This window comes from Nonomuraea sp. NPDC050383 (assembly GCF_044459125.1).
Classification (GTDB): domain Bacteria; phylum Actinomycetota; class Actinomycetes; order Streptosporangiales; family Streptosporangiaceae; genus Nonomuraea.
This window is the reverse complement of record NZ_JBITIP010000002.1, coordinates 83529-107462: the sequence shown is the minus strand read 5'-3', so window position 1 is coordinate 107462 and position 23934 is coordinate 83529. Positions and strand designations below refer to the sequence as shown.

The following is a 23934-nucleotide window of genomic DNA, read 5'->3' as shown; positions in this document are numbered from 1 at the left end:
GGGTCGCCTGCGCGAGTCAGCTTCGCGCGATCAACCGTACGCACCTCTGAGCGGGAAGGAGCCCGCCGCCATCGAAGCGTGGACGGCCGTCGAAGCGACGGACGCAGCGGCATTCGCCGTCGTGGCGGCATTCGCAGTCGTGGCGGCGTGGGCGGGCGCGACGGCGTGGGCGGCCGTTCTGGTGCCGAGCCAGAAGCCGCACAGCGACAACAGCGCCGCCACCGCGACCATGATCGCGGCCCGTCCGCGACGGGTGAGCCGCACCGGCGCCGCCCGCCGCCCGCGCTTCCCGGACACGGGACCCGTCCGCATGGGCCCCTTCCGAACGGCGCCCCTCCGAACAGACCCCATCCGAACAGGTCCCTTCCGCACGGCCCTTCGCCCGAGCGCTCCCCGTCGCCTCTCACCAGCCCCGGAGCCGAGCCCCACCTCTCGGCTCTCCCCGAACCCTCGCCCTTGATCGCCCCTTCGCGCCTGGCCGACCCCTCGTTTCTGACCGGACCCTCGCTCTTGATCGCCCCTTAGCGCCTGGCCGGCCCCTCGTCTCTGGCCGGATCCTCGCCCCCGGCCCGCTGCGGCCGCCTCACTGCGGCCACCCTGAACGACAGAACCGATCCGCGCCACCGGCACAGATCCGCCACCCCGGCCGCCCACCCCTGCCGACCGGTTCGCCGGAAACGAGCCGCCTCCCCGTGCCCACCGGCCTTCCGGGACGGCCGCGCCTCCCCCGCCCGGCCCGCCGCCCCTCCTTCCGGATCGCCCAGCCGGGAGGCCGAGGCCCTCGGCCTCTGCTCTGGGGGGTGGTACGAGCCACAGCTGGGGTCTTCCTCCCGCGGCGAAGGCGCGACCGGCCCCGCGGGCCGCCGTCGCGTCGGCGCCCGGCGACACACCATCACTACGCGAGACGTCCTCCCGCATCTGAACCCCACCCCTCGAAGTGACCCCTGCGGTCCACCCGGCCGCGCGCCGAGCTCGGTCGCCGCGCCCGGCCTTACCATCCAGTACGGCCAGAACGCCCGAAGCGCTCAGCCGATCCGCCTCACAGCACGAGACCCGCCGTCACGACGGGCCGGCGCCCCATCTCCACGCACCGCGATCCCCCTCCCCCTGGAGCACGGCTCGGTCCCATCTCCATGCAGCGTGACCGCCTCCCCACAAGTACGGCCCCTCCCGACTCCACGCACCGCGACCACCTCCCCCCTGAAGCACGGCTCGGTCCCATCTCCACGCACCGCGGCCGCCTCCCGCTGGGGTACGGCTCGGCCCCGCCCATGGGTGACGCCGAGCTCCGCACGATGACCAACGAGCGTGGCGTGTCGGCTCCGGCCGTCCTGCCGTCGTCCTGCAGCCGTCCCGCCGTCGTTCTGCCGTCGTTCTGCGTCCGGCCACTCTCGCCACCTGACCACCACCACCTCGGCCCGCCTGGATGGTGAATTGTCGCGTAAACCGAGGCGTTCGCGAATACTGAACGCTTTGTCCTCCCCCACGGTCCGCCCGCCCTCGACACCGTCGTTCTTGATCGCTTTTGTACGGCCCTCGGCGACCCGCTGCCGCCCGGCGTCGTCGCTGGTCATGTCCGTGACCGCGGTGACGCGCACGATTGACCTCCCACGCCGTCCGGGTCCGAGAAAAAGACCCCATTAAGATCAGCAAATCGAACACGGTGTCGATCGAACTCCCGTACGATGTTGTACACCACGTCACTGATAATTTCGAGGACGACTCGAACAATTGTTTGAAGATGATCTTCAACAGCGATACGGTCGCTGTGTGCGACATGGAGACCACGGACCGGGAGGGCAGGCCGGAGCGGCAGGCCACCCGGCGACGAGGAGGAGAGCATGAGCGAGCGAGATGACGCAAACGGGGTCACAGACCTCGCGGTGCGCCGGCGCGACTCCCTGGGCCTGACGCCCAGGCAGCGCAAGATTCTCGAAGTGATTCGCGATTCGGTGCAACAGCGCGGATATCCGCCGTCCATGCGTGAGATCGGCGAGGCCGTCCAGCTGACGAGCACGTCGAGCGTGTCGCACCAGTTGACGGCGTTGCAGCGCAAGGGCTATCTGCGGCGTGACCCGCACCGGCCGCGCGCCCTCGAAGTCCGCCTGCCGGGCGAGCCGGCACTGTGGGTCGACCCCGACGCCTCCTCCGAGGAGCCCACGGTGAGCAGGCCCACGGCCGCCTATGTGCCGCTGGTCGGCCGGATCGCCGCCGGTGGGCCGATCCTCGCCGAGGAGAGCGTCGAAGACGTCTTCGCGCTGCCCAAGCAACTCGTCGGCGAGGGCACCCTGTTCCTCCTCCAGGTCGCCGGTGACTCCATGATCGAAGCCGCCATCGCCGACGGCGACTGGGTGGTCGTGCGTCAGCAGCCCGTCGCCGAGAGCGGCGACATCGTGGCCGCCATGATCGACGGCGAGGCCACGGTCAAGACCTTCAAGCGCAAGGACGGCCACGTCTGGCTGGTCCCCCACAACCCCAACTACGACCCGATCCCCGGCGACGAGGCCAGCGTCCTGGGCAAGGTCGTGGCGGTTCTTCGCCGCCTCTGACCCACCCTGCCGCCGCCGACGGCTCCCCGGGATGACCCCGGGGAGCCGCGAGCAGCACCGGCAGCCTTCGTTCCGCGCCCTCGGCGTTGAGCTCGTCGAGCCCGGCATCGAGCCCTGCCCCGGTCGCGGCGGTCCACTCGCGCGCTGCCCCAGTCGCGGTATTCGAGGCCCCGGTCACGGTGTTCGAGTCGCGCCCTACCCCAGTCGACGTTCGAGTTCGCGCCCTGCCCCGGTCACGGCAGCCGACTCGCGCCCTGCCCCCGTCACGGTGTTCGAGTTCGAGCCCCACTTGCCCTGCGGCGGCCGGTCGCCGGCCTCGCGGCGGACCTGGTGACGACCTCCCCACCCGCCGGCTGAACGCAGCGGTGGCCGGGAGGCGCCGGAAGCCCTGATGAAGTGGCGGGGCTGCAAGGCCGGTCAACGGTGCTCGCTCAGCGCTGTGCGCTCGCGCCACCAAGTGTCAGCGGGACGTAGCCGATACGGGCTCACCCGGCCGCCGCGCCCCCGGCAGGGCGGTGAAACGTCGGGTCGAGATGGCGACGAGGAGTCCGAGGGCGGCGTAAGCTCCGCCGAGCAGGCTGGCGGCCGGCCATCCCGCGGCGCTGTAGGCCCACGTGGTGGTGATCGCGCCGAGCGCGGAGCCGAGGGAGTAGAAGGCCATGTAGGCGCCGATGACGCTGCTGCTCTGGTCGGGGCGGGCGGCGGTGAGCAGGTGCTGGCTGCTGACGTGAACGGCTTGCACGGCGAAGTCCAGAAGGATGACGCCGACGATCAACAGCCACAGCGACGACCCCGCTTGACCGATCAGCAGCCACGCGGCTGTGAGCAGGGCCAGCGACCAGCAGGTGACCGGGGACGCCAGACCCCGGTCGGCCCATCGGCCGGCCCGGGCCGCGCCCAAAGCCCCGGTGAGACCGGCGAGTCCGAACAATCCGATCTCGGTGGTGCCGAAGTGCCACGGCGCGTCGCCGAGCGGGAGCGCCAGTCCGCTCCACAGCGTGCCGAAGGAGGCGAACAGGAAGAACGCGACCAGTCCCCGGCTGAGGAAGAGCCGGTCGCCGACCACCAGACGACCCACCGATGACAGCAACTGCCCGTACCGGGCTCGGGGGCGGCGGATGTCGGCCTTGAGGGTGAATCGGGCGGCGAGCGCGAGCATCGCGCAAAGCCCGGCGATGACGAGGTAGACCATGCGCCAGTCGGCCAGCTCGCCCAGGGTGCCCGCGACCACCCGCACTCCGAGAATCCCGATGACCACGCCCGAGGTGACCGCTCCGATGTTGCGGCCGCGCTCGCCGGTCGGCGAGACGGCGGCGACATAGGCCACCGTGATCTGGACGACCACGGCGAACAGGCCGGCCAGCGCCAGGCCCGCGATCGCGATGCCGCCGCTGGGAGCGGCGGCGGCCACCCCCGCGCCTGCCGCTGTGAGCAGCAGGTGCACCGTGATGAGTCTGCGGCGGTCGAACAGGTCACCGAACGGGACCAGCAGCACCAGCCCCGCCAGATAGCCGATCTGGCCGGCGGCGACCAGCCACCCCAGCGCCCCCTCCCTCAGCCCGAGATCCTCGCCCGCGGCCTCCAGAACCGGCTGGATGCCGTAGATGGTCGACACCGCCACCGCGCACACCAGCGCGAGCACGGCCCGCTGCCTCCCGGTCAATCCTGGCGCCATATCACCCTCCGATAAGTTGCGAAATGCAACTCATCTGACGCTAGGGCATACTGGTTTCATATTGCAACTCATCACGGAGGGCCCAGTGGACGTCACACTCGCTGCGGGAAGTGCCTGGACCGACCCGGCCTGCCCGGTCGCGCGGACCGTCGACCTGATCGGCGACCGGTGGAGCCTGCTGATCATCCGCGACGCGATGGACGGGGCGACGACCTTCACCGAGTTCCATCAGCGGCTGGGGATCGCCCGCAACATCCTCACCGACCGGCTCCGCAGGCTCGTCGAGCACGGCATCCTGGACAAGGGCGCCGCCACCGACGGCAGACGACACACCTACCGGCTCACCGAAGCCGGGCAGGATCTCTTCACGGCCGTCGTCGCTCTCCGCCAATGGGGCGAGCGCCACGCCTTCGCCCCGGACGAGCCGCACTCCGTTCTCGTCGACGACCAAGGGCGGCAGCTTCCCCAGCTCCACCCGCTCGGCCAGGACGGCGCGCCGCTCTCCGTCGAGGCGTCGCACGTGCGGAAGACCGCCCTGCCGCGCTTCCGTTGAGGCACCGCTCTCCCCGATCCGCAACCGGCCCTGGCATATGGCGACAAAGCGCCGGAAATCTAGAATGATCCGGTGACCGATGCAACGAGCCCCGATGACCTCAAGGCCCTGCACGACGGGTTGAAGTGGGCCAAAGCTGGTCCCGGCGTCATTCCCGCCTGGGTAGCGGACATGGACCTGCCCACGGCCCCCGCGGTGGCCGAAGCCCTGAGGCGGCGCGCCGAGGGCGATCTCGGCTACCCGATCTGGCTTGACGATCCCGGCTGCGGACCCCTGGCGGAGGCGTTCGCCGAGCGCATGGCCGCCCGGTACTCCTGGAGCCCCGACCCGGGGTTCGTGCGGACCTTCTCCGACATCAACCAGGCGCTCCAGGTGGTCCTCCACGTGTGGACCCGGCCGGGCGACGGGGTGGCGCTCCACACCCCGGCCTACCACCCGTTCCTGGGCACGCTGGAGACCATGGACCGGCCGCTCACGCCGCTCCAGCTCGTGCCCGACGAGGGTGACTCATGGCGGTTCGAGGTACCGGACCTGTCCGGGTGCCGGGTGCTGCTGCTGGTCAACCCGCAGAACCCGACCGGCCGGGTCTTCACCCGGCGGGAGCTGGAGGAGCTGGCCGAGCACGTCGAACGGCACGACCTCCTGGTCATCGCCGACGAGATCCACGCAGATCTGACGTACGCCCCGAACCAGCACATCCCATTCGCGACGCTCCTGCCCGAGCGGACGGTCACGCTGACGTCCGCCACCAAGGCGTTCAACCTGGGCGGCATCCGCTGCTCGGTCGCCCACATCGGCTCCCCCGCCGTGCGTGCGGCGCTCGCCGCGCAGCCGCCGTTCCTGTACGGGTCGTCGCACGTGTTCGGTGTGGAGGCCACCATCGCCGCGTGGCGGCACGGCGACGCCTGGCTGGAGGAGACCGTCGCCCTGCTGGACCGCAACCGCAAGACGATCGCCGCCCGCCTGCCCGAGGGGGTGGGCTACCGCCTGCCCCAGGCGACGTACCTGGCCTGGCTCGACTACGGCCGTTCCGGCATGGCCGAGGTGCTGGAACGGGAGGCCAAGGTCCTGCTGAGCGACGGCACGGGGTTCGGCCCGGGCGGCGAAGGCCATGTACGGCTGAACTTCGCCACCACGGAGCCGATCCTCAGCGAGGTCCTGGACCGCCTCCAGCGATAGCCCTCCCGTGCCTCGCCCGGCGTCGCGGGTGAAGGGAAAATCGCGGCGCCAGGTTAGACGGACAGCGGGTCACCCCGTCATGGCGCCAGTGGGGGAAGGGATGGCGGGGTGGCGGCCGGGCGTTCCTCCAGGGCGGCCAGTGCCAGCTCCACCGCCTTCTCCAGCTGCGGGTCGCGTCCCGCCACCCGGTCCTGCGGGGTGGTCACCACCTCCACGTCCGGGTCCACGCCGTGGTTCTCCACGCCCCATCCCGGGCCCTCCAGCCAGAACGAGTACCGGGGCTGCGTGACGACCGTCCCGTCCACCAGCGAGTAGCGCGAGTCGATGCCGATGACCCCGCCCCAGGTGCGGGTGCCGACGAGCGGGCCGAGGCCGCGGTTCTTGACGCCGGCGCTGACGATGTCGCCGTCCGATCCGGCGAACTCGTCCGTGACCGTCACGATCGGGCCGCGCGGCGAGTCCCCCGGGTAGCGCATCGGCTCGTAGCCGCGCGCGTGCGACCACCCGGTGACCCGGCGGGACAGCTTCTCCAGCACCAGCTCCGAGGTGTGGCCGCCGCCGTTCTCCCGGACGTCCACGACCAGGCCCTCGCGGGCCATCTCGGTGCGCAGGTCGCGGTGGAACTGCGCCCAGCCCGACGCCACCATGTTCGGTACGTGCAGGTATCCGAGCCGGCCGCCCGACGCCTCGTGGACGAACGCCCTGCGCCCCTCGACCCACTCGTGGTAGCGCAGCGGGGTCTCGTCCTCCAGCGGCGTGACGACGACACGGCGCGTATCGCCGCCCGACGCGGGTCGTACGGTCAGCTCGACGGGACGGCCGGCGGTGCCGGACAGCAGCGCGAGCGGGCCCCGCACGGCGTCGACCGGGCGCCCGCCGACGGCGACGATCGCGTCGCCGGGCCGTACGGCCACGCCGGGCGCGAGCAGCGGCGAGCGGGCGTCGTGGTCGGACGACTCGCCGGGCAGGATGCGCGTGACCCGCCAGGTGCCGTCCTCGTCGCGGGCCAGGTCGGCGCCGAGCAGGCCCTGCCGGCGGCGCGGGTCGGCGGGCGCGGCGTTGGCGCGGGCGTAGGCGTGGGACGTGCCCAGCTCGGCCTGCACCTCCCACAGCAGGTCGATCAGCTCGGAGTAGGAGCCGATGCGGTCCACGAGCGGCAGGTAGCGGTCGAGGACGGCCGGCCAGTCGACGCCGTTCATGTCGGCGCGCCAGAAGTGGTCGCGCATGAGCCGGCCCGCTTCCAGGTAGCTCTGCCGCCACTCGGCGACCGGGTCGAGCTGGACCGTGACCCGGTCGAGGTCGACGGTGACGACCTCGTCGCCCTCGCCGGCGGAGCGGGTCTGCAGGCCGTTCTTGCCGTTGGTGACGAGCCGGGTGCCGTCGCCGCTCACCTCGAAGGCCCGTACCTCGGTGCCGAGCTCGGACCGGGAGCGCTTCTTGAGGTCGTAGCGTTCGAGCACGATCTCGCCGGCCGGCTCGGTGCCGTCGCCGAGCTGGCCCGACAGCGGGTGGCGCAGCCAGAGCAGGGCGTCCTTGCCGGCGCGCAGGTTGCCGTAGCGGCCGGCGGGCACCGGCACGGGCACGACGCGGGAGGCGAGCCCCTCGGGGTCCACCTCGGTTCGCGGGGGCGCGTCGTCCTTCTTGTCGTCCTGCGCGGGCTTGTCGTCCTCGCCGTTGAACCCGCGTCCCTGCAGGCTGGGGTCGAACGGCGACGGCGTGGTGGCCCGCAGGGGGACGATGTACGGCCGGCAGCCCACGGGGAACGACAGGTCGAACACGTGCGCGTCGTACACCGGGTCGAACGTGCGCACCGACAGGAACGCCAGGTGCTTGCCGTCCTTGGTGAAGACCGGGTCGTAGTCGGCGAAGCGCAGGGGGGTCACGTCGATGACGGACGTGCCGTCGAGGCGGCCCATCCTGATCCGCGACAGCGGCTCGTGGTGCGGGTGGACCCAGGCGAGCCACGCCGAGTCGGGCGAGAACGTCAGCCCGCTGATGTCGCCGTGCTCGGTGCGGTCGAGCTCCCGCAGCGTCCCGGTCTCGGCGTCGACCACCAGGAGGCGCCCGTCGTGGGTGGCCACGGCCACGTGCTTGCCGTCGGGAGCGGCGGCCAGGGCGAGCACCCGGCCGAGCTCGCCCGCGGCGAGCGTGCGGATCTCGCCGCCGGGAGTGCCGACCTCGAGGCCGTCCTCGCCGGTGGCGTCCGAGACCCAGACCGCCTTGCCGTCGGCGCCGAGCACGCGCGGCAGCCGTACCCGGGCTCCCGGCTGTACCCGGAGCGCGCCGGCCGGTCCGTCGCGGTGGGTGACCCAGTGGGCGGTGCCGCGGATCTCGACGGCGCTCGCCCGCCCGGTCGCGTCGGGCGAGAAGCCGCCGACGCGGGCGGGCGCCGGCCGGGTGGCGCGCGCCGGGCGCGGCCCGCTCAGCCTGACGTCCAGCTTGTACGGCTCCGCGTCGAGCCCGTCGAGCAGCCACAGGTCGCCGGCGTGGGCGTAGACGACCCGCCGCCCGTCGGTGGAGGCGTGCCGGGCGTAGAACTCGGTGTGGGAGGTGTGCCGGCGCAGGTCGGAGCCGTCGGGCAGGGAGGAGCAGACGTTGCCCGTGCCGTCGGTGTCGGCGAGGAACGCGAGGCGGTCGCCCACCCACATGACCGACCAGTACTGCGCGTCGCTGTCGGCGAACAGCCGGGCGAACTCCCCGTTCCCGTCGGCGTCCACCCAGATCTTGCCCGCGGTGCCGCCCCGGTACCGCTTCCAGTGCGACGGCTCGCGGAACAGGGACGACACGGTCGCCACCCGCACGCGGCCGGCCCCCGGACCGCCGTCACCCGCCTCCGGGCCGGCCCCGACGACGGCCGCCTCGCTGACCCATCCGTACGGCAGGCGCGTCGCCGGTCCGCCGTCCAGCGGGACCGCGTACGCCCAGGTCCGCGCGCGGCCGCCCTCGCCCGCGGCGGTGACCGCGAGCACGTCGCCCTCGGCGGTCCATCCCCGGGTGGCGGTCGTCGCGTTGCCCCAGTGTGTCAGCCGGTCGCCCTGCGGGCCGTCCACCTCCGCGGCGAACACCTCGGGCGCCCCTTCTCGGTGACTGGTCCACGCGATGCGCGCGCCGTCGGGCGAGAACCTCGGGAAGGAGACGGGTGCGCGGTCGGCGGTGAACCGCCACGCCCTGCCGCCCGTCACAGGTGCCAGCCACACGTCGTCGTCGGCGACGAACGTGAGCAGGTCACCCCACAGATGCGGATATCTCAGGTATGCGCCAGTTGTCACACGTGAACACTAGTGCCGTCGGTCCGGATGCCGAGAAGGATTTCCCGTCCGCGACCCGGCCTGGCGCACGACTCGTCGCCGGGCGCGGTGCAAGTCAGGGTCAAGATGGCGGGCAGGGACGGATGCTCATCAGCCCCAAGGGAAAGGGACTCCACATCCCAAACTTCACATTGCCACCGCGAGGAACCATGAGACTCTTCCCCAGGACCCACCAGCTCCCGGCCCGCCTGGCCGCCGGCGCGTACATCCTCAACTCCGGCATCGACATGGCCGGCGCCGACCAGGACACGGTCGCGGGCGTCCACGGCATGGCGGCCGGCACGTACCCGTTCCTGAGCAAGCAGGACCCGGCGCGGTTCGTCGGCCTGCTGTCGAAGGCGCAGATCGCGGTGGGCGCCGCCCTGCTGGTCCCCGTGGTGCCCTCGTTCGTGGCGGGGGCCGCGCTGACCGCGTTCGCGGGCGGCCTCGTCGGCCTCTACCTCAGGACGCCGGGCATGCGGCGGGAGGGCAGCCTGCGGCCGTCGCAGCAGGGGATCGCGCTGGCCAAGGACTTCTGGCTGCTCGGCATCGGGCTCAGCCTGATGGCGGAGGAGGTGCTGGACCGGTAGGGATCTCCGGTCTCGTGAGCTAGGCGCCTGCCTCCTGGGGTAGCCCGCCCATCATGGTACAAATCGGATACACCCTGATGTGCGAGCAGACACCGGCTCGGCAGCTCGTCGACGACGCCGCCAGGGCCGAGCAGGTCGGCTTCGACTACGCCGTCATCTCCGATCACTACTTCCCGTGGGTGGAGGAGCAGGGCCACGCGGCCTACGCCTGGTCGGTGCTGGGCGCGGTGGCGCACGCCACCGAGCGGCTCCCTCTCATGACGTACGTGACCTGCCCGATCATGCGTTACCACCCGGCCGTGGTCGCGCAGAAGGCCGCCACCATGGGCGTGCTCAGCGGCGGGCGCTTCACCCTCGGCCTCGGCTCGGGCGAGAACCTCAACGAGCACGTCATCGGCGAGGGCTGGCCGTCCGCCGACCGGCGGCACCGCATGTTCCGCGAGGCCGTCACCATCATCACCGAGCTGTTCGGCGGCGAGTACGTCACCTACGAGGGCGAGTTCTACGACGTCGACTCGGCCAAGTTGTACGACCTGCCGGAGCAGCCGGTGCCGATCGGCATCGCGGCCTCGGGCGGGCGCTCGGCCGCCATCGCGGCGGAGTACGGGGACCTGCTGATCATCAACGAGCCGATGCCGGAGGTGGTCGGGCAGTTCGCCCAGGCAGGAGGAGCGGGCAAGCCGGTGTACGGCCAGCTCGCCCTGTCCTACGACACCGACGCCCAGGCGGCCAAGGAGCGCGCCCACCGGCTCTGGCGCTGGTCGGCCGCCGGGTGGAAGGTCATGGCCGAGCTGCCGGGGCCGGTGAACTTCGAGGCGTACGCCCAGTTCGTCACGCCCGACGACGTGGCCTCCAGCGTGCCGTGCGGCAGCGACGTGGAGGCGGTGGTGGAGGCGGTCAAGAAGTACACGGACGCGGGCTACACACACGTCGCCCTGGTGCAGGTCGGGCACGACCAGCAGGAGCCGTTCTTCCGCTGGGCCGAGAAGGAGCTGCTGCCGGCCCTGCGCTCCCTGTGACCGGCCGCGCCCGAGGGCGCGCGGTCTCTTCACGCGTGAGCCCCCACCGGCTCGTACGGCCGGCGGGGGCTCACCCGGGGTCATGGTTCAGGGGACGATGTTGACCAGCTTGGGCGCCCGGACGATCACCTTGCGGGGCTGGCCGTCCAGGTAGGCGCGGACCTTGTCCGAGCCCAGCGCCAGCGCGCGCAGCTCGTCCTCGGCGATCGAGGGCGAGACCTCCAGGCGGTCGCGGACCTTGCCGGCCACCTGGACGACACAGGTCACGGAGTCCTGCACCAGCAGCGCCGGCTCAGCGACCGGCCAGCCGGCCAGCGCGACCGTCGAGCCGGTGTGGCCCAGCCGCTCCCAGCCCTCCTCGGCGGTGTAGGGGGCCACCAGCGACAGCATCACGGCCAGCACCTCGGCGGCCTCGCGCACCGCCGGGTCCGCCGCGCCGGGGCCGGAGTCGATGGCCTTGCGGGCCGCCGACGTCAGCTCCATCAGCCGCGCCACCGCGACGTTGAAGCGGTGGGACTCGACCAGCTTGGTGACCTCGTCGACGGTGCGGTGGGTGAACTTGCGCAGCTCCAGGTCGCCGCCCTCGAAGGGGACGCCCGGCTCGCTGCTCACCTCGTCCATCACGCGGAAGGCGCGGGCCAGGAACTTCTGCGAGGCGGCCGGCGAGACGTCGGCCCAGTCGATGTCGTCCTCGGGCGGCCCGGCGAAGACCATGGTCAGGCGGACCGCGTCGACCCCGTAGGCGTCGATCTGCTGGCCCAGGTCGACGCCGTTGCCCAGGGACTTGGACATGGCCTTGCCGCCGTTGATCACCTGTCCCTGGTTCAGCAGGCGCAGGAACGGCTCGGTGAAGTCGACCATGCCCATGTCGTGCAGGACCTTGGTGAAGAACCGGGAGTACAGCAGGTGCAGCACCGCGTGCTCCACGCCGCCGACGTACTGGTCGATCGGCCCCCACTTGCGGACCTGCTCGACGTCGAACGGCCCGTCGGTGTAGCCGGGCGAGCAGTAGCGCAGGTAGTACCACGACGAGTCGACGAAGGTGTCCATCGTGTCGGTGTCGCGCGTGGCGCGCCCGCCGCACTTGGGGCAGTCGACGTTGACCCAGTCGGTGGCGCTGGCCAGCGGGGAGACGCCCTTGGGCGCCAGCGCCTCGCCGCGCAGGTCGGGCAGCGTGACGGGCAGCTGGTCGTCGGGGACGGGGACCTCGCCGCAGTCCAGGCAGTGGATGATCGGGATCGGCGTGCCCCAGAACCGCTGACGCGACAGCAGCCAGTCGCGCAGGCGGAAGTTGACCGAGGCGGTGCCCCTGCCCTCGGCCGACAGGATCTCGATGATCCTGGTGATGGCCTCGGTCTTGGTCAGGCCGTCCAGGGGGCCGGAGTTGACCAGGGTGCCCTCGCCGGGCGTCGCCTCGCCGGTCTCGCCGGGGTCGGCCAGGCCGGTGTGGACGACGACCTTGACCGGCAGCCCGAATTTCAGCGCGAAGTCCAGGTCGCGCTGGTCGTGGGCGGGCACGGCCATGATGGCGCCGTGGCCGTAGTCGGACAGCACGTAGTCGGCCGCCCAGACCGGGATGCGCTCGCCGTTGACCGGGTTGATCGCGTGGCGGCCCAGGAAGACGCCGGTCTTCTCCTTGTCGGTGGACAGCCGCTCGATGTCGCTCAGCTTGGCGACCTCGGCGCGGTAGGCCTCGAACTCCTCGCGCCGGTCGTCGGTGACGATCTCGTCGGCCAGCGCCGCGTCGACGGCCACCACGAAGAACGTCGCGCCGAACAGCGTGTCGGGGCGGGTGGTGTAGACGTGGACGGGCTCCTCGCGGCCCTCGATCTCGAAGAGCACGTCGGCGCCCTCGGAGCGGCCGATCCAGTTGCGCTGCATGGTCAGCACGCGGTCGGGCCAGCCGCCCTCCAGCTGCGCCATGTCGTCCAGCAGCCGCTCCGCGTAGTCAGTGATCTTGAAGTACCACTGCGTCAGCTCGCGGCGGATGACGTCGGCGCCGCACCGCTCGCACTTGCCGGCCACGACCTGCTCGTTGGCCAGCACGGTCTGGTCGTTGGGGCACCAGTTGACCAGGCCGCCCTTGCGGTAGGCCAGGCCCCGCTCGAAGAACCGGTTGAACAGCCACTGGTTCCACCGGTAGTACTCCGGGTCGCTGGTGTGCAGGCGGCGCGACCAGTCGAAGGAGATCCCGTAGCGGCGGAAGGACGTGGCCTGGGTCTCGATGTTGGCGTAGGTCCACTCGGCCGGGTGCGCGTTGCGCTTGATCGCGGCGTTCTCGGCGGGCAGGCCGAAGGAGTCCCAGCCGATGGGGTGCATGACGTTGTAGCCGCGCTGCATCCAGTAGCGCGCGACGACGTCGCCGATGGCGAACACCTCGCCATGCCCCATGTGCAGGTCACCGGAGGGGTAGGGGAACATGTCGAGCATGTAGCGCCGCTCCCGGCTGTCGGCGGCGTCCTCGCCCGCCCGGAACGGGTCCAGCTCCTCCCACCGCTGCTGCCACTTGGCCTGCAGCGCCTGCGGATCGTACTCACTCACGGCGAATGTCCTTCTGCCTCGACTCGGACCCATAAGAAAACCCCCCGTGCGCAGGACGAGGGGCAGCCGCGACGGCGAGAGCTCAGGGCCGTCGCGGCCCGCTAAGAAGCAGGGTCGCGGAACGCATAGGTCAAGCCTAGCGCACCTCATCAGGACTTTGCCGATACTCGACGATGACCGCCGGGCGCAAGGGGGGTCGCCACCCGAATCCTGGCCTATGAGATCTGATGGTGATCCATCCGTTGTGACCTCATATGTCCCATTAGATTACTCTCGACGCCGTGGTCTACTCCGTCGAGCCTCACCGATCCCTGGCCGGCCTGCCCATGCAGGATCCCCCCACGGATCCGCACGGCTTCGCGCGTTTCGCTGCGGAACCCCCCAACTCTCCTGGAAAATCCCATGAGATCATGTCCGACACGTCAAAAGCGGACGGAACACCACCAGGAGGTACGGGAGCAATGGCAACGGAGCATTCCGGAGCACAGCACCGGCCACCCTCCTGGCCTGAGGTGCCGCCCCGGGAGGGATCCTCGCGCGGGGAGTCCCGCCAGTCCCCGTCCGCCCGGCGCGCCCAGTCCTCCGAGCGGCCCGCCCAGCCCTCCTGGCCGGAATCGACCTCCCCCTCGAACGCGTCCTGGCCGGGTTCGACCTCCCCCTCGAACCCGTGGCCCGAAGCCGGCCCCCCGGCGAACGCCTCCTGGCCGGAGGCGGCCTCGCCGTCGCACACGTCGTGGCCCGACGTGACCGTCGCCTCCAGCGCCCCGCAGCCCTCCAGCACCTCCGACGCCATGAACGCCTCCTGGCCCGAGACGCCGCGTCAGGACGGCCCGGCCGGTCGGCATGACGGCATGAGGGACGGCGGGCGGGGCGGCTCCCGGGAGCCCGTCCACCGCGATCCCGTGCCGGCCTGGCAGGACCCGTCCAGCACCCCGTCCTCGCCCTCCAACGCCTGGTCCAACCTCAGCTCCCCGGCCCCGTGGCCGCCCGCCGACGCCGCCCCCGCGCGCCCGTCGTCCGCCGACGCCATGGACCGCACGATGATGTACGGCACCGGCACGCCGCTGAACGACCACGCCGTACCACAGGGCCCGCACAGCGCCCGGCCCGACGACCGCTCTCATGACCGGCCTCATGACCGGCCCGTGCCGCAGGGCTCGTACGGCGACGGCATGCCGCTGGACGAGCGGGCCGCAGCCCAGGGGCGCGAGCGCGCGCGGCCCGGCGACCGCCCCGGCCCCGGCCACCCCGCGAACGCGCACCCCGGCGCCGGACACCCGCCGGCGGGCCCGGGCCCGGCCGGGCGCGACGCCGCCGGCCACGCCCAGCCCGCCCCCGGCCACGCGTACCCGGCCGAGGTCCGGCAGCCCGGACACCCTGGCCAGCCCGAACACCCCGGCCAGCCCGGACACCCCGACCAGCCGGGCCACCCCGGACAGCACGGGCAGCCGGGTCCCCCCGGACAGCAAGGACGGCACGGGCACCCCGGCGAGCACGACCAGCAGGGGCACCCGGACGAGCCCGGCCAGCCGCGTCCCGGCTCCAACCTGAGCCGGGACCCGTCCGACCCCGACCGCCCGTTCGTGACGGCCGGCCAGATCAGCGGCTCCCGCACGCCTCCCCCCGACCGCCAGCAGGAGCTCTGGAACAACGTCTTCGGCGACGAGTACGAGGGCATGGGCGAGCCCGACTCGCTGGACGAGCCGGGCAAGCCGATCTGGATCTACGCCCTGGCCGGGTCCGTCTCGATCGCGCTCGTGGGCGCCCTGCTGTGGGCGTTCCTCGCGGGCCCGCTGGCGGGCGACAAGGAGACGCCCGCCGCCGCGGACACCTCCAAGTCCTCGGCCTCGGCCACCCCGAGGACCACCCGATCGTCCACCTCGATCGGCCGCCTGAAGACGTATCCGGGCAAGGCCGCGCCGGTCGTCGGCACGGTGTCCGACACCACGGCCGGTCTCAGCGTCCCGCGGCTCGGCGGCACCTGGCAGCTCGACCAGCGCGGCACGGTCCGCGGCACGTACGGCTTCGCCACCCGCCAGTACGTCAGGACGGGCACCGACACCTACGCCCAGATCCTCACCGGCCCGCTGCCCACGGCGATGGCCTCGTCCTTCACCTCGGAGAAGGACCTGGAGCCGGCCATCAAGAGCGTCGTGGTCAACGCCCGCAAGCGGTTCTTCCCGGAGGGCAACACGGTCCGCAAGATCGCCCAGCAGCCGCTCAAGGTCGGGAACTCCACGGGGCAGCTGATCGCGTACTCCCTCACCTCGGCCACGGGCAACGCCACGATCGTCACGGCCGCCGTCAACACGGGCAAGGACGTGCCGGCGATCGTGTACATGTCGGTCCCGGCCACGGGCAAGCAGCTGCTGCCCGACGTGAACACGGTGGTCAGGCAGCTCAAGGTGATCAGCCAGTAGGCGGCCGCGTCAGAACGTGCACTCCATGTGCTTGATCCCGTTGATGAAGCTGCTGTACAGCCGGTCCGGCCGGCCGCCCTCGATCGTGGGGACGCGGCGCAGCAGCTCGCGGAACATCAGCGTGATCTCGCGCCGCGCCAGGTGCGCCCCGAGGCAGAAGTGGGGACCCGGGCCGCCGAAGCCGACGTGCGGGTTGGGGTCGCGGGTGATGTCGAACCGGTAGGGGTCGGCGAACACCTCCGGGTCGCGGTTGGCCGCCCAGTAGAACAGCACCACCTTCATGCCCGCCGGGTAGAGCTGGCCGTTCAGCTCGAAGTCCCGGGTCAGCTTGCGGCGCATGAAGTTCACGGGTGAGGCGAGCCGGACGATCTCCTCGACGGCGCCGGGGGCACGCCCGTCGATGTCCTCCAGCCACAGGGCGCGCTGACCGGGGTTCTCGGTGAGCAGCCGCAGGCCGTACGAGATGGCGTTGCGGGTGGTCTCGTTGCCCGCCACCACCAGGAGGATGAAGAACGAGCCCAGCTCCTGCATGGTGAGCCGCTCGCCGTCGATGTTGGCGTTGACGAGCGACGAGGTCAGGTCGTCGGTGGGGTGCTCGGCGCGGTAGGCGGCGAGGTCCTGGACGAGCTGCTGGAGCTCCATGCCGGCCGTGAGCAGCCTCTCGGCCACGCCGGCCAGGTCGCCGCCGGAGTACTCGGGGTCGAAGCCGCCGAGGATGATGTTCGAGCGCTCGAAGACGAACTGGTAGTCGCGCTCGGGGATGCCCATCATGTCGCAGATGATCTTCAACGGCAGGCGGGCGGCCACGTCCGTCACGAAGTCGGCCCCGGGGCCCTTGGCGAGCAGGTCGTCCACGATGCGCGCGGCGGCGATCTCCACGTCCGTCTCGAACTGCTTGATCATCTTTGGCGTGAACGACCGTGAGACGATCCGGCGCAGGCGCGCGTGGCGCGGGTCGTCCATGTTGATCATCGAGCCGAAGTACTCGGCGAACTCGGCGGGCATGTCCGGGATGTTCGTCGCCCCGCCGTCGCCCGAGCAGAAGATCTCCGGGTGCCGGCTGACCTCGACGATGTCGGCGTGCCTGGCCAGGGCGTAGTAGCCCGGCCCCTTCGGGGCGAAGGAGATCTCCATCTCCTCGAAGTAGGGCGGCCGCTCCAGCGAGCGGATCAGGTCGAACGCCCGCTCCCGCTCGGCCATGGGCCTGGCCCAGAAAGCCTGGTCCGAGAGATCGAAGTCAACGGCAGTCATAGGGCCATCATTTGGGCAAGTGGCCACTTACGTCAATGGTCATGACGTACAGCGTACGTAGTCCGTTTCCGGGGTCCCGGGATATTCGCTCGGCCGCGCGGCCGGTGATCGCTAGCATGGCCGCGTGCAGTTCTTCTTCTTCCTGCGTTAGCGGCCCGCCGGCGGGTCGCGGATGACCCACCGCCGGCGATGCGGGGCGGCCAAGGGGCCGTCCCGGGTCGCGACGTTGGAGAAGGACACGTGCGTGCTTTCGCCGTGGCCAGGGCGGTGCGTGGCATCGAGCCCCTGGTGGCCGCGGAGATCATGGAATTGGGTGTCGTCCGGAGGCTGCGCCACCGCGAGGTGTGGTTCGAGGTCGCCGAGCCGGGACCCGGGCCGGGTGGGTTGCTCGGGTTGCGGACGGCCGACGACGTGCTGCTGGCGGCCGCCGTCGTGGACGGGGTGGGGCCGGGGCGCGCCGCGCTGGCCCGCCTGCGCCGGGCCGCCGCCGACGCCGACGCCGGGACGCCACTGGAAATTCGCCGGGCGGCCGCGCCGCCGAGGACTCGCCGGCAGCCCGCGCAGCCGGGCACGCCGGACGGCCTGGAGGCGCCGGTCGGCCTGGACGTGCCGGTCGGTCTGGACGTGCCGGTCGGTCTGGAGGTGTCGGCGACGTTCGTGGGGCGGCGCTCCTACAGTCGCTTCGACGTCGAGGACGCAGTCGGGGCCGGTCTGTCGCGGGCGCTCGGGGTGCCGTACCACTCGCGGGCGGGCGGCGTGGCGCCGCCTCCGGGCGCGGTGCCGTGGCGGGTGACCATCGAGGGCGACCAGGCGGTCATCGCCGTACGGCTGGGCGAGCGGCCGCTGCACCGCCGGCCGTACAAGGTGGACTCGATCCCCGGCACCCTGCACCCGCCGCTGGCCGCCGCCATGGCCGTCCTCGCGGGCCTCGGCCGGCCACTCGCCGGAGGAGCAGGACGCGGCGGCGGGCCGGTGGTGCTGGACCCGTGCTGCGGGGCGGGCACGACGCTGGCCGAGGCCGGGCTGCTCGCGCCGCACGCGCGCCTGGCCGGGGCCGACCGCTCCCCCGTGTCCGTGCGGGCCGCCGCCGCGAACACGGCGCGCGCCGGAGTGCGGACGGCGCTGGCCGTCGCCGACGCGGGACGGCTGCCGCTGCCCTCTCGGAGCGTGGACCGTGTGCTGGTGAACCCGCCGTGGGGCCGCCAGGTCGCCGCCTCCGGGCTGCTGGCGCGTGACGGCGGGCTGCTGTGGCGGGAGGTCCGCCGCGTGCTGGCCCCCGGCGGGCTGGCGGTGGCGCTGGTGGACGAGGTGCCGGAGGGCTTCCGTGTCGAGCGGGTGATCGAGGTCTCCCTGTCCGGCAGGCACCCGGCCCTCGCCGTGCTCAGCGTGGCGAACCGGCACCGCTGAGGCGAGCCTCGTCAGGAGGCGGGGCCGAGCCAGTCCAGGATGAGGCGGTTGACCTCCTCCGGGCGCTCCAGGTGGAGGAAGTGGCCGGCCCCGGCCACCTCCTCGGCCCGGGAGCCCGCCGGCAGGTGGTCCGGCGCGTCCTTGACCACCCCGGCCCCGAGGCAGCCGTCCCCGCTCCCGTGCAGGTAGAGGATCGGCCCCGTCGTGGGCTCCGGGTCCGGGTGACGGCCCGAGGGCGGAGTGGTGCCGAGCATGGCCCGGTAGTACCCGATGGCCGCCGCCAGGTTGCCCGGCCGGCCGAGGCTGCGGTGGACGAACTCGAGGTCGCGCCGCGCGTCGTACCCGGGCGACCAGTCCGCCCACAACCCCTCCAGGAAGCCCGGCTCGGCGGCGGCGGTCTCGGCCAGCCCCGTCTGGAAGAGGAAGACGTAGAAGGAGCGCTTGAGCTGCTCGTACGAGAAGAACGAGGTGAGCATGGCGCCGGGCGGCGGGACGGCCAGGGTCACGGACCGGCGGAAGCGCCCGCCGAGCCCGTACACGGGGAAGGCGCCCCAGTCGTGCCCGACGACCACGGCGTCGTCGCCCCCGCCGAGCTCCTCGTGCAGGGCGGCCACGTCGGCGGCCAGCGCCGCGCCCTCGTAGGCCCCGTCGGCCGGGATCTCGGTCGGCGCGTAGCCGCGCATGAACGGCGCCACCGCCCGGTAGCCGCGGCCGGCCAGCGCCGGCATGAGGTGCCGCCAGGTGTGCGCGGTGTCGGGGAACCCGTGCAGGCACAGCGCCAGCGGCCCCTCCCCCACGGCAAGATACGCGAACTCCACCCCGTTGGCGTGGATTGTCCTGATCTCCATGACTGCGAAACCTAGCACCCGCTTGCCCACCCGAGAATGCCGGGCGGGCGCGCTCAGTAGGCGTACCGCAGGTGCTTGATGCCGTTGATGAAGTTGGACAGCAGATGGTCGGGCTCGCCCACGGCCCTGACGTCGGGCAGCCGGGTGAACAGCTCCCGGAACATCACGGTCATCTCCCGCCGCGCGAGATGGGCGCCCAGGCAGTGGTGCGGGCCGGGCCCGCCGAACCCGACGTGCGGGTTGGGGTCGCGGGTGATGTCGAAGGCGTCGGGGTCGCGGAAGACGGCCTCGTCGCGGTTGGCGGAGTTGTAGAACAGCAGCACCTTGTCGCCCTCGCGGTAGCGCATGCCGTTCATGACGTGCTCGCGCGTGACCGTGCGGCGGAACTGGATCACCGGCGTGGAGTAGCGGATGATCTCGTCACACGCCTTGCCGATGAGGCCCTCGAAGTTCTCGGTCAGCAGCCGCCGCTGGTCGGGGTGGTCGGTGAGGAGCTTGAGCCCGTGCGTGATGGCGTTGCGGGTGGTCTCGCTGCCGGCCACCACGAGCAGGATGAAGAACGAGCCCAGCTCCTGGGAGCTGAGCCGCTCCTCTCCGTTGACGAGCAGACTGACCAGGTCGCCGGTCGGCCGCTTGCGCCGCTCGTCGCCGAGGCGGGCGGCCAGCCGGTTCAGCGAGTAGCCGGCGTGGATGAGCCGGGCCAGCCCGCGCGCCACGTTGACGCGGCTGAGCTGGGGTCCGACGCCGCTGTACTCGGGGTCGGCGTTGCCCAGGATGACGTTGGTGCGGCGCAGGACCAGGTCGTGCAGCTGCGGCGGGACGCCCATCATGTCGCAGATGACGCGGACCGGGAGCCTGGCGGCGACCTGGGTGACGAAGTCGCCCGGCCCTTCCTTGACCGCCTGGTCGACGATCTCGGCGGCGGCCCGCTCCAGGTCCTCCTCCATCTTGGCCAGGACGCGGGGGGTGAAGGCACGGGAGACGATGCGGCGCAGCCGGGCGTGCTTCGGGTCGTCCATGTTGATCATCGAGCCGAAGTAGACGGCCAGCCAGCGGGGCATGTCCGGAATGCTGTTGGAGCAGGGCTCGCTGCTGAACACCTCGGGGGTGCGGCTGGCCTCCACCACGTCGGCGTGCCGGACGAGCGCGTAGTATCCGGCGCCGCTCTTGATGAACGGCAGCGGCTGCTCCGGCACGAACACAGGCCGGTCGAGCGCGCGCATCCGCCGGAAGGTCTCCTGGCGGTGGGCCTGGGGCAGTGCCCAGAACGGCATCTGCGACAGGTCCATGTCGGCGGAGATCGTCATAACCGCAAAGCCTTGTGCAAGTGGTCACTTACGTCAAGGCGTTCGGTCAGGCCGGACCCGCCAGGATCAGATCCGCGGCCTTCTCCCCGATCATTATGGCGGGAGCGTGGGTGTGGCCGCGATTGAGCGACGGCATGATCGAGGCGTCGGCCACGCGGAGCCCCTCGACGCCGCGCACCCTCAGCTCAGGGTCCACCACCGACGCCTCGTCCGCGCCCATCCGGCAGGTGCCCACCGGGTGGTAGAGCGTCTCGCCCCGCTCGCGCACCCACTGGGCGAGCTCCTCGTCGCTCTCCGGGCCGTCGTAGGGCGGCATCGGACCGTCGGCGTACGGGCGCATGGCGGTGGTGGCGAAGATCTGCTTGGCCGTCCTCAACCCGGCGACGAGCCGCCTGACGTCGGCCTCCTTGGCCAGGTAGCCGGGGTCGATGACCACGTCGTGCCCGTTGAGCCCGACGCGGCCGCGGCTCTCGGGCTGGAGCAGCACCACGCCGACGGTCATGGCGTGGCCGGTCGGCGGGGTGAGGCCGTGGTCGACGAACGGGCCCGGCGCGAAGATCAGCTCGATGTCCGGCGCCGGCTCCTCCGGCGAGGTGCGCACGAACGCCACCGCCTCGCCCACGTTCGTGGTCAGCATGCCGGAGCGCAGCACGAGGTAGCGCAGCAGGTTGCCGACGGACTCGGCCCTGGTGAGCGTCACCGGCTCCCGGCACCGGACGAACACCCCGGACGACAGGTGGTCCTGGAGGTTCTTGCCGACCTCCGGCAGGTCGCGCACCACGGTCACGCCGGCGTCGCGCAGCTCGCCGGCCGCGCCCACCCCCGAGCGCATGAGCAGGTACGGCGAGCCGATCGTGCCCGCGGCCAGGATGACCTCGCGACGGGCCCGGACCTGGGCGCCGCCGTCGTGCTCGATCCCGATGGCGCGCACGCCGTCGAACACCACCCGGTCCACGGTCGCGCCCGTGATGACGGTCAGGTTGGGCCGTTTGAGCGCGGGACGCAGGTAGGCGTCGGCGGCGCTCCACCGGCGGCCCCGGCGCTGGGTGACGGGGGTGGGGCCGTAGCCCTCGCTGGAGGGGCCGTTCACCTCGGGCAGCCTGGTCAGGCCCAGCTCCTCGCAGGCCCCGAGGAAGGCGGCCGTGGTGACGTTGGGACTGCGCAGCTCGGAGACGTACAGGGGGCCGCCCGTGCCGTACACACCGCCCTCGTTGCCGCCGACGCGGTGCTCGGCCCGGTGGAAGTACGGCAGGACGTCGTCGTACGACCAGCCGGGCACCCCCCACTGGTCGTAGTCGAGCCGGCCGCCGCGCACCCACATCTGCGCGTTGATCGACGACGACCCGCCGAGCACCCTGCCCCTCGGCCAGTACAGCTCGCGGCCGGACATCTCGGGCTGCTTGGCGGTGGAGTAGTTCCAGTCGTAGGCGGTCTTGAACAGCTTCGCGAAGGCCGCCGGCATGCGGATCTCCAGCTTGTCGTCCGGGCCGCCCGCCTCGACCAGCGCCACGCTCACCCCCGGGTCGGCCGTCAGCCGGCCGGCCAGCACGCATCCCGCCGACCCCGCACCGACGATGACGTAGTCGTACTCCATGGTTCCTCCGCAGGGGTGAATGACGTGGTACCTGCTTACTCCAGGCGACCGGGGGCGTCCATATCCACTTGTGACCCGCGTTACCTACCGGTCGGTATGCCGCCCTGCGAAGATGGCCGCGACGTCGCGTAGGCCGCGTAGAGGGAGGAAGGCGACATGCTCAACCTGTCGGTCGTGCTTGAGGACAGCGCCAGGAACAACCCGGACGGCACCGCCCTGGTCTTCGGCGACATGCGCCTGCCGTACTCGATGGTCGAGACGATCGCCAACCAGGTCGCCAACCTGCTGGTGTCCCGCGGCATCGGCCGCGGGGACAAGGTGGCGCTGGCCTGCCCCAACCTGCCGTACTTCCCGTTCGTCTACTTCGGCATCCTCAAGGCCGGGGCCGCCGTCGTGCCGCTGAACGTGCTGCTCCAGGACCGCGAGATCGCCTACCACCTCGACGACAGCGACGCCCGGGCGCTGTTCTGCTTCGAGGGCACGCCCGAGCTGCCGCTCGGCGAGCGGGGCCGGGCCGGGTTCGAGGCCGCCGAGGGCTGCGAGCACTTCTTCGCGCTGCCCGCCACGCCGCTCGCCACCGAGTCGCCGTACGGCGAGTCGATCTGGGCGGCCCTCGACGGGATGGCCGGCACGTTCGAGACCGCGGCGACCGCCCCCGACGACACCGCGGTGATCCTCTACACCTCGGGCACCACCGGGCAGCCCAAGGGCGCCGAGCTCAGCCACCAGAACATGCTGATGAACGCCATGGTGTGCGACCAGATGTTCGAGCGCGAGGCCGAGGGCGACGTGTACCTCGCGGTGCTGCCGCTGTTCCACTCCTTCGGCCAGACGGTGGTCATGAACGTCGGCTTCCGGCGGCGCGCGGCGGTGGTGCTCATGCCGCGCTTCGAGCCGGGCGAGGCGCTGGAGCTCATGCGCCGGGAGGGCGTCACCTTCTTCGCGGGCGTGCCGACGATGTACTGGGCGCTCCTCACCACCTTCCACGCCAACGGCGGCGAGGTGCCGGGCCGGCTGCGGACGGCGGTGGCGGGCGGCTCCTCCTCGCCGGTGGAGGTGCTGAGGGACTTCGAGCGCACCTTCGGCGTCGGCATCCTGGAGGGGTACGGCCTGTCGGAGACCTCGCCCGTGGCCAGCTTCAACCAGCCGGGCCGCCCGGCCAAGGTCGGGACGGTCGGCACCCCGATCTGGGGGGTGGAGATGCGGCTCGTCGACAGCGAGTGGAAGACGGTCGAGGACGAGGGCCCCGGCGAGATCGCGATCCGCGGTCACAACGTCATGAAGGGCTACCACGGCCGGCCGGAGGCGACGGCCGAGGTGCTGCGCGACGGCTGGTTCCGAACCGGTGACATCGCCACCCGCGACGCCGACGGCTACTACGCGATCATCGACCGGGCCAAGGACATGATCATCCGAGGCGGCTTCAACGTCTACCCGAGGGAGCTGGAGGAGGTGCTGCTGACGCACGAGGCGGTCTCGCTGGCGGCGGTCGTGGGCGTGCCCCACGAGTCGCACGGCGAGGAGGTCAAGGCGTACGTCATCCGCACCCCGGACGCGACGGTCACCGAGGACGAGCTGATCGCCTGGTGCCGGGCGAACATGGCCGGCTACAAGTACCCGCGCATCGTGGAGTTCAGGGACACGCTGCCCATGACGGCCACCGGCAAGATCCTCAAGCGCGAACTGCGCTGACGCCGCCCCTCACCCAGCCGCT

General features: G+C 72.0%; 16 protein-coding genes. 8 read left to right on the top strand and 8 right to left on the bottom strand.

What is annotated here, in order from left to right; genetic code table 11:
• Window positions 1-30: 30 nt before the first annotated feature.
• Entirely contained in the window at window positions 31-312 is a 282-nt protein-coding gene (locus tag ACIBG4_RS05225) for a hypothetical protein (protein ID WP_397200768.1), read from the bottom strand.
• A 1529-nt stretch (window positions 313-1841) separates the two neighbouring features.
• Between ACIBG4_RS05225 and lexA the strand changes: the two genes are divergently transcribed.
• A complete protein-coding gene (gene lexA / locus ACIBG4_RS05220; RefSeq protein ID WP_310711587.1) occupies window positions 1842-2549 on the top strand; it encodes a transcriptional repressor LexA in 708 nt (235 codons plus the stop codon).
• Window positions 2550-3009: 460 nt separating this feature from the next.
• On the opposite strand, the gene ACIBG4_RS05215 is transcribed toward lexA, so the two are convergent.
• Window positions 3010-4224: an MFS transporter gene (locus ACIBG4_RS05215; RefSeq protein WP_397200767.1), complete on the bottom strand. Its 1215-nt coding sequence runs from the start codon at window positions 4222-4224 to the stop codon at window positions 3010-3012.
• A gap of 85 nt (window positions 4225-4309) precedes the next feature.
• Here ACIBG4_RS05215 and ACIBG4_RS05210 point away from each other — a divergent pair, with 85 nt between their 5' ends.
• Window positions 4310-4777, top strand: coding sequence for a winged helix-turn-helix transcriptional regulator (locus ACIBG4_RS05210; RefSeq protein WP_397200766.1), 468 nt, complete (start codon window positions 4310-4312; stop codon window positions 4775-4777).
• Between the two features lie 72 nt (window positions 4778-4849).
• Window positions 4850-5956 carry a MalY/PatB family protein gene (locus ACIBG4_RS05205; RefSeq protein WP_397200765.1) on the top strand — a complete coding sequence of 369 codons (1107 nt, stop codon included), beginning with the start codon at window positions 4850-4852 and terminating at the stop codon, window positions 5954-5956.
• A 77-nt stretch (window positions 5957-6033) separates the two neighbouring features.
• Here ACIBG4_RS05205 and ACIBG4_RS05200 read toward each other — a convergent pair whose 3' ends face one another.
• On the bottom strand, window positions 6034-9225 hold the full coding sequence (locus tag ACIBG4_RS05200) for a PDZ domain-containing protein (RefSeq protein ID WP_397200764.1): 3192 nt from the start codon (window positions 9223-9225) through the stop codon (window positions 6034-6036).
• A gap of 188 nt (window positions 9226-9413) precedes the next feature.
• Here ACIBG4_RS05200 and ACIBG4_RS05195 point away from each other — a divergent pair, with 188 nt between their 5' ends.
• Together ACIBG4_RS05195 and ACIBG4_RS05190 are read left to right on the top strand one after the other, a co-directional pair.
• Window positions 9414-9833, top strand: coding sequence for a hypothetical protein (locus ACIBG4_RS05195; protein ID WP_397200763.1), 420 nt, complete (start codon window positions 9414-9416; stop codon window positions 9831-9833).
• A 53-nt stretch (window positions 9834-9886) separates the two neighbouring features.
• Window positions 9887-10852 (top strand): TIGR03557 family F420-dependent LLM class oxidoreductase, encoded by a 966-nt coding sequence (locus ACIBG4_RS05190; protein WP_397200762.1) that lies wholly within the window; start codon window positions 9887-9889, stop codon window positions 10850-10852.
• A gap of 87 nt (window positions 10853-10939) precedes the next feature.
• On the opposite strand, the gene leuS is transcribed toward ACIBG4_RS05190, so the two are convergent.
• The gene (gene leuS, locus ACIBG4_RS05185) at window positions 10940-13426 is read right to left on the bottom strand and encodes a leucine--tRNA ligase (RefSeq protein ID WP_397200761.1); all 2487 of its coding nucleotides are present in this window, start codon (window positions 13424-13426) and stop codon (window positions 10940-10942) included.
• Window positions 13427-14136: 710 nt separating this feature from the next.
• Between leuS and ACIBG4_RS05180 the strand changes: the two genes are divergently transcribed.
• A complete protein-coding gene (locus tag ACIBG4_RS05180) occupies window positions 14137-15813 on the top strand; it encodes a hypothetical protein (RefSeq protein WP_397200760.1) in 1677 nt (558 codons plus the stop codon).
• A 9-nt stretch (window positions 15814-15822) separates the two neighbouring features.
• Here ACIBG4_RS05180 and ACIBG4_RS05175 read toward each other — a convergent pair whose 3' ends face one another.
• Window positions 15823-17064 carry a cytochrome P450 gene (locus ACIBG4_RS05175; RefSeq protein ID WP_397200759.1) on the bottom strand — a complete coding sequence of 414 codons (1242 nt, stop codon included), beginning with the start codon at window positions 17062-17064 and terminating at the stop codon, window positions 15823-15825.
• Window positions 17065-17304: 240 nt separating this feature from the next.
• Here ACIBG4_RS05175 and ACIBG4_RS05170 point away from each other — a divergent pair, with 240 nt between their 5' ends.
• Window positions 17305-18471 carry a TRM11 family SAM-dependent methyltransferase gene (locus ACIBG4_RS05170; protein WP_397200758.1) on the top strand — a complete coding sequence of 389 codons (1167 nt, stop codon included), beginning with the start codon at window positions 17305-17307 and terminating at the stop codon, window positions 18469-18471.
• An 11-nt stretch (window positions 18472-18482) separates the two neighbouring features.
• Here ACIBG4_RS05170 and ACIBG4_RS05165 read toward each other — a convergent pair whose 3' ends face one another.
• Genes ACIBG4_RS05165 through ACIBG4_RS05155 form a run of 3 tightly spaced genes read right to left on the bottom strand, consistent with a single transcriptional unit; the run spans window position 18483 to window position 22220 of the window.
• Window positions 18483-19319 (bottom strand): alpha/beta hydrolase, encoded by an 837-nt coding sequence (locus ACIBG4_RS05165; RefSeq protein WP_310711600.1) that lies wholly within the window; start codon window positions 19317-19319, stop codon window positions 18483-18485.
• A 53-nt stretch (window positions 19320-19372) separates the two neighbouring features.
• Window positions 19373-20626 carry a cytochrome P450 gene (locus ACIBG4_RS05160; protein WP_397200757.1) on the bottom strand — a complete coding sequence of 418 codons (1254 nt, stop codon included), beginning with the start codon at window positions 20624-20626 and terminating at the stop codon, window positions 19373-19375.
• A gap of 46 nt (window positions 20627-20672) precedes the next feature.
• On the bottom strand, window positions 20673-22220 hold the full coding sequence (locus ACIBG4_RS05155; protein ID WP_397200756.1) for a GMC family oxidoreductase: 1548 nt from the start codon (window positions 22218-22220) through the stop codon (window positions 20673-20675).
• Window positions 22221-22376: 156 nt separating this feature from the next.
• Here ACIBG4_RS05155 and ACIBG4_RS05150 point away from each other — a divergent pair, with 156 nt between their 5' ends.
• Window positions 22377-23912 carry a long-chain fatty acid--CoA ligase gene (locus ACIBG4_RS05150; RefSeq protein ID WP_397200755.1) on the top strand — a complete coding sequence of 512 codons (1536 nt, stop codon included), beginning with the start codon at window positions 22377-22379 and terminating at the stop codon, window positions 23910-23912.
• Window positions 23913-23934: the final 22 nt, after the last annotated feature.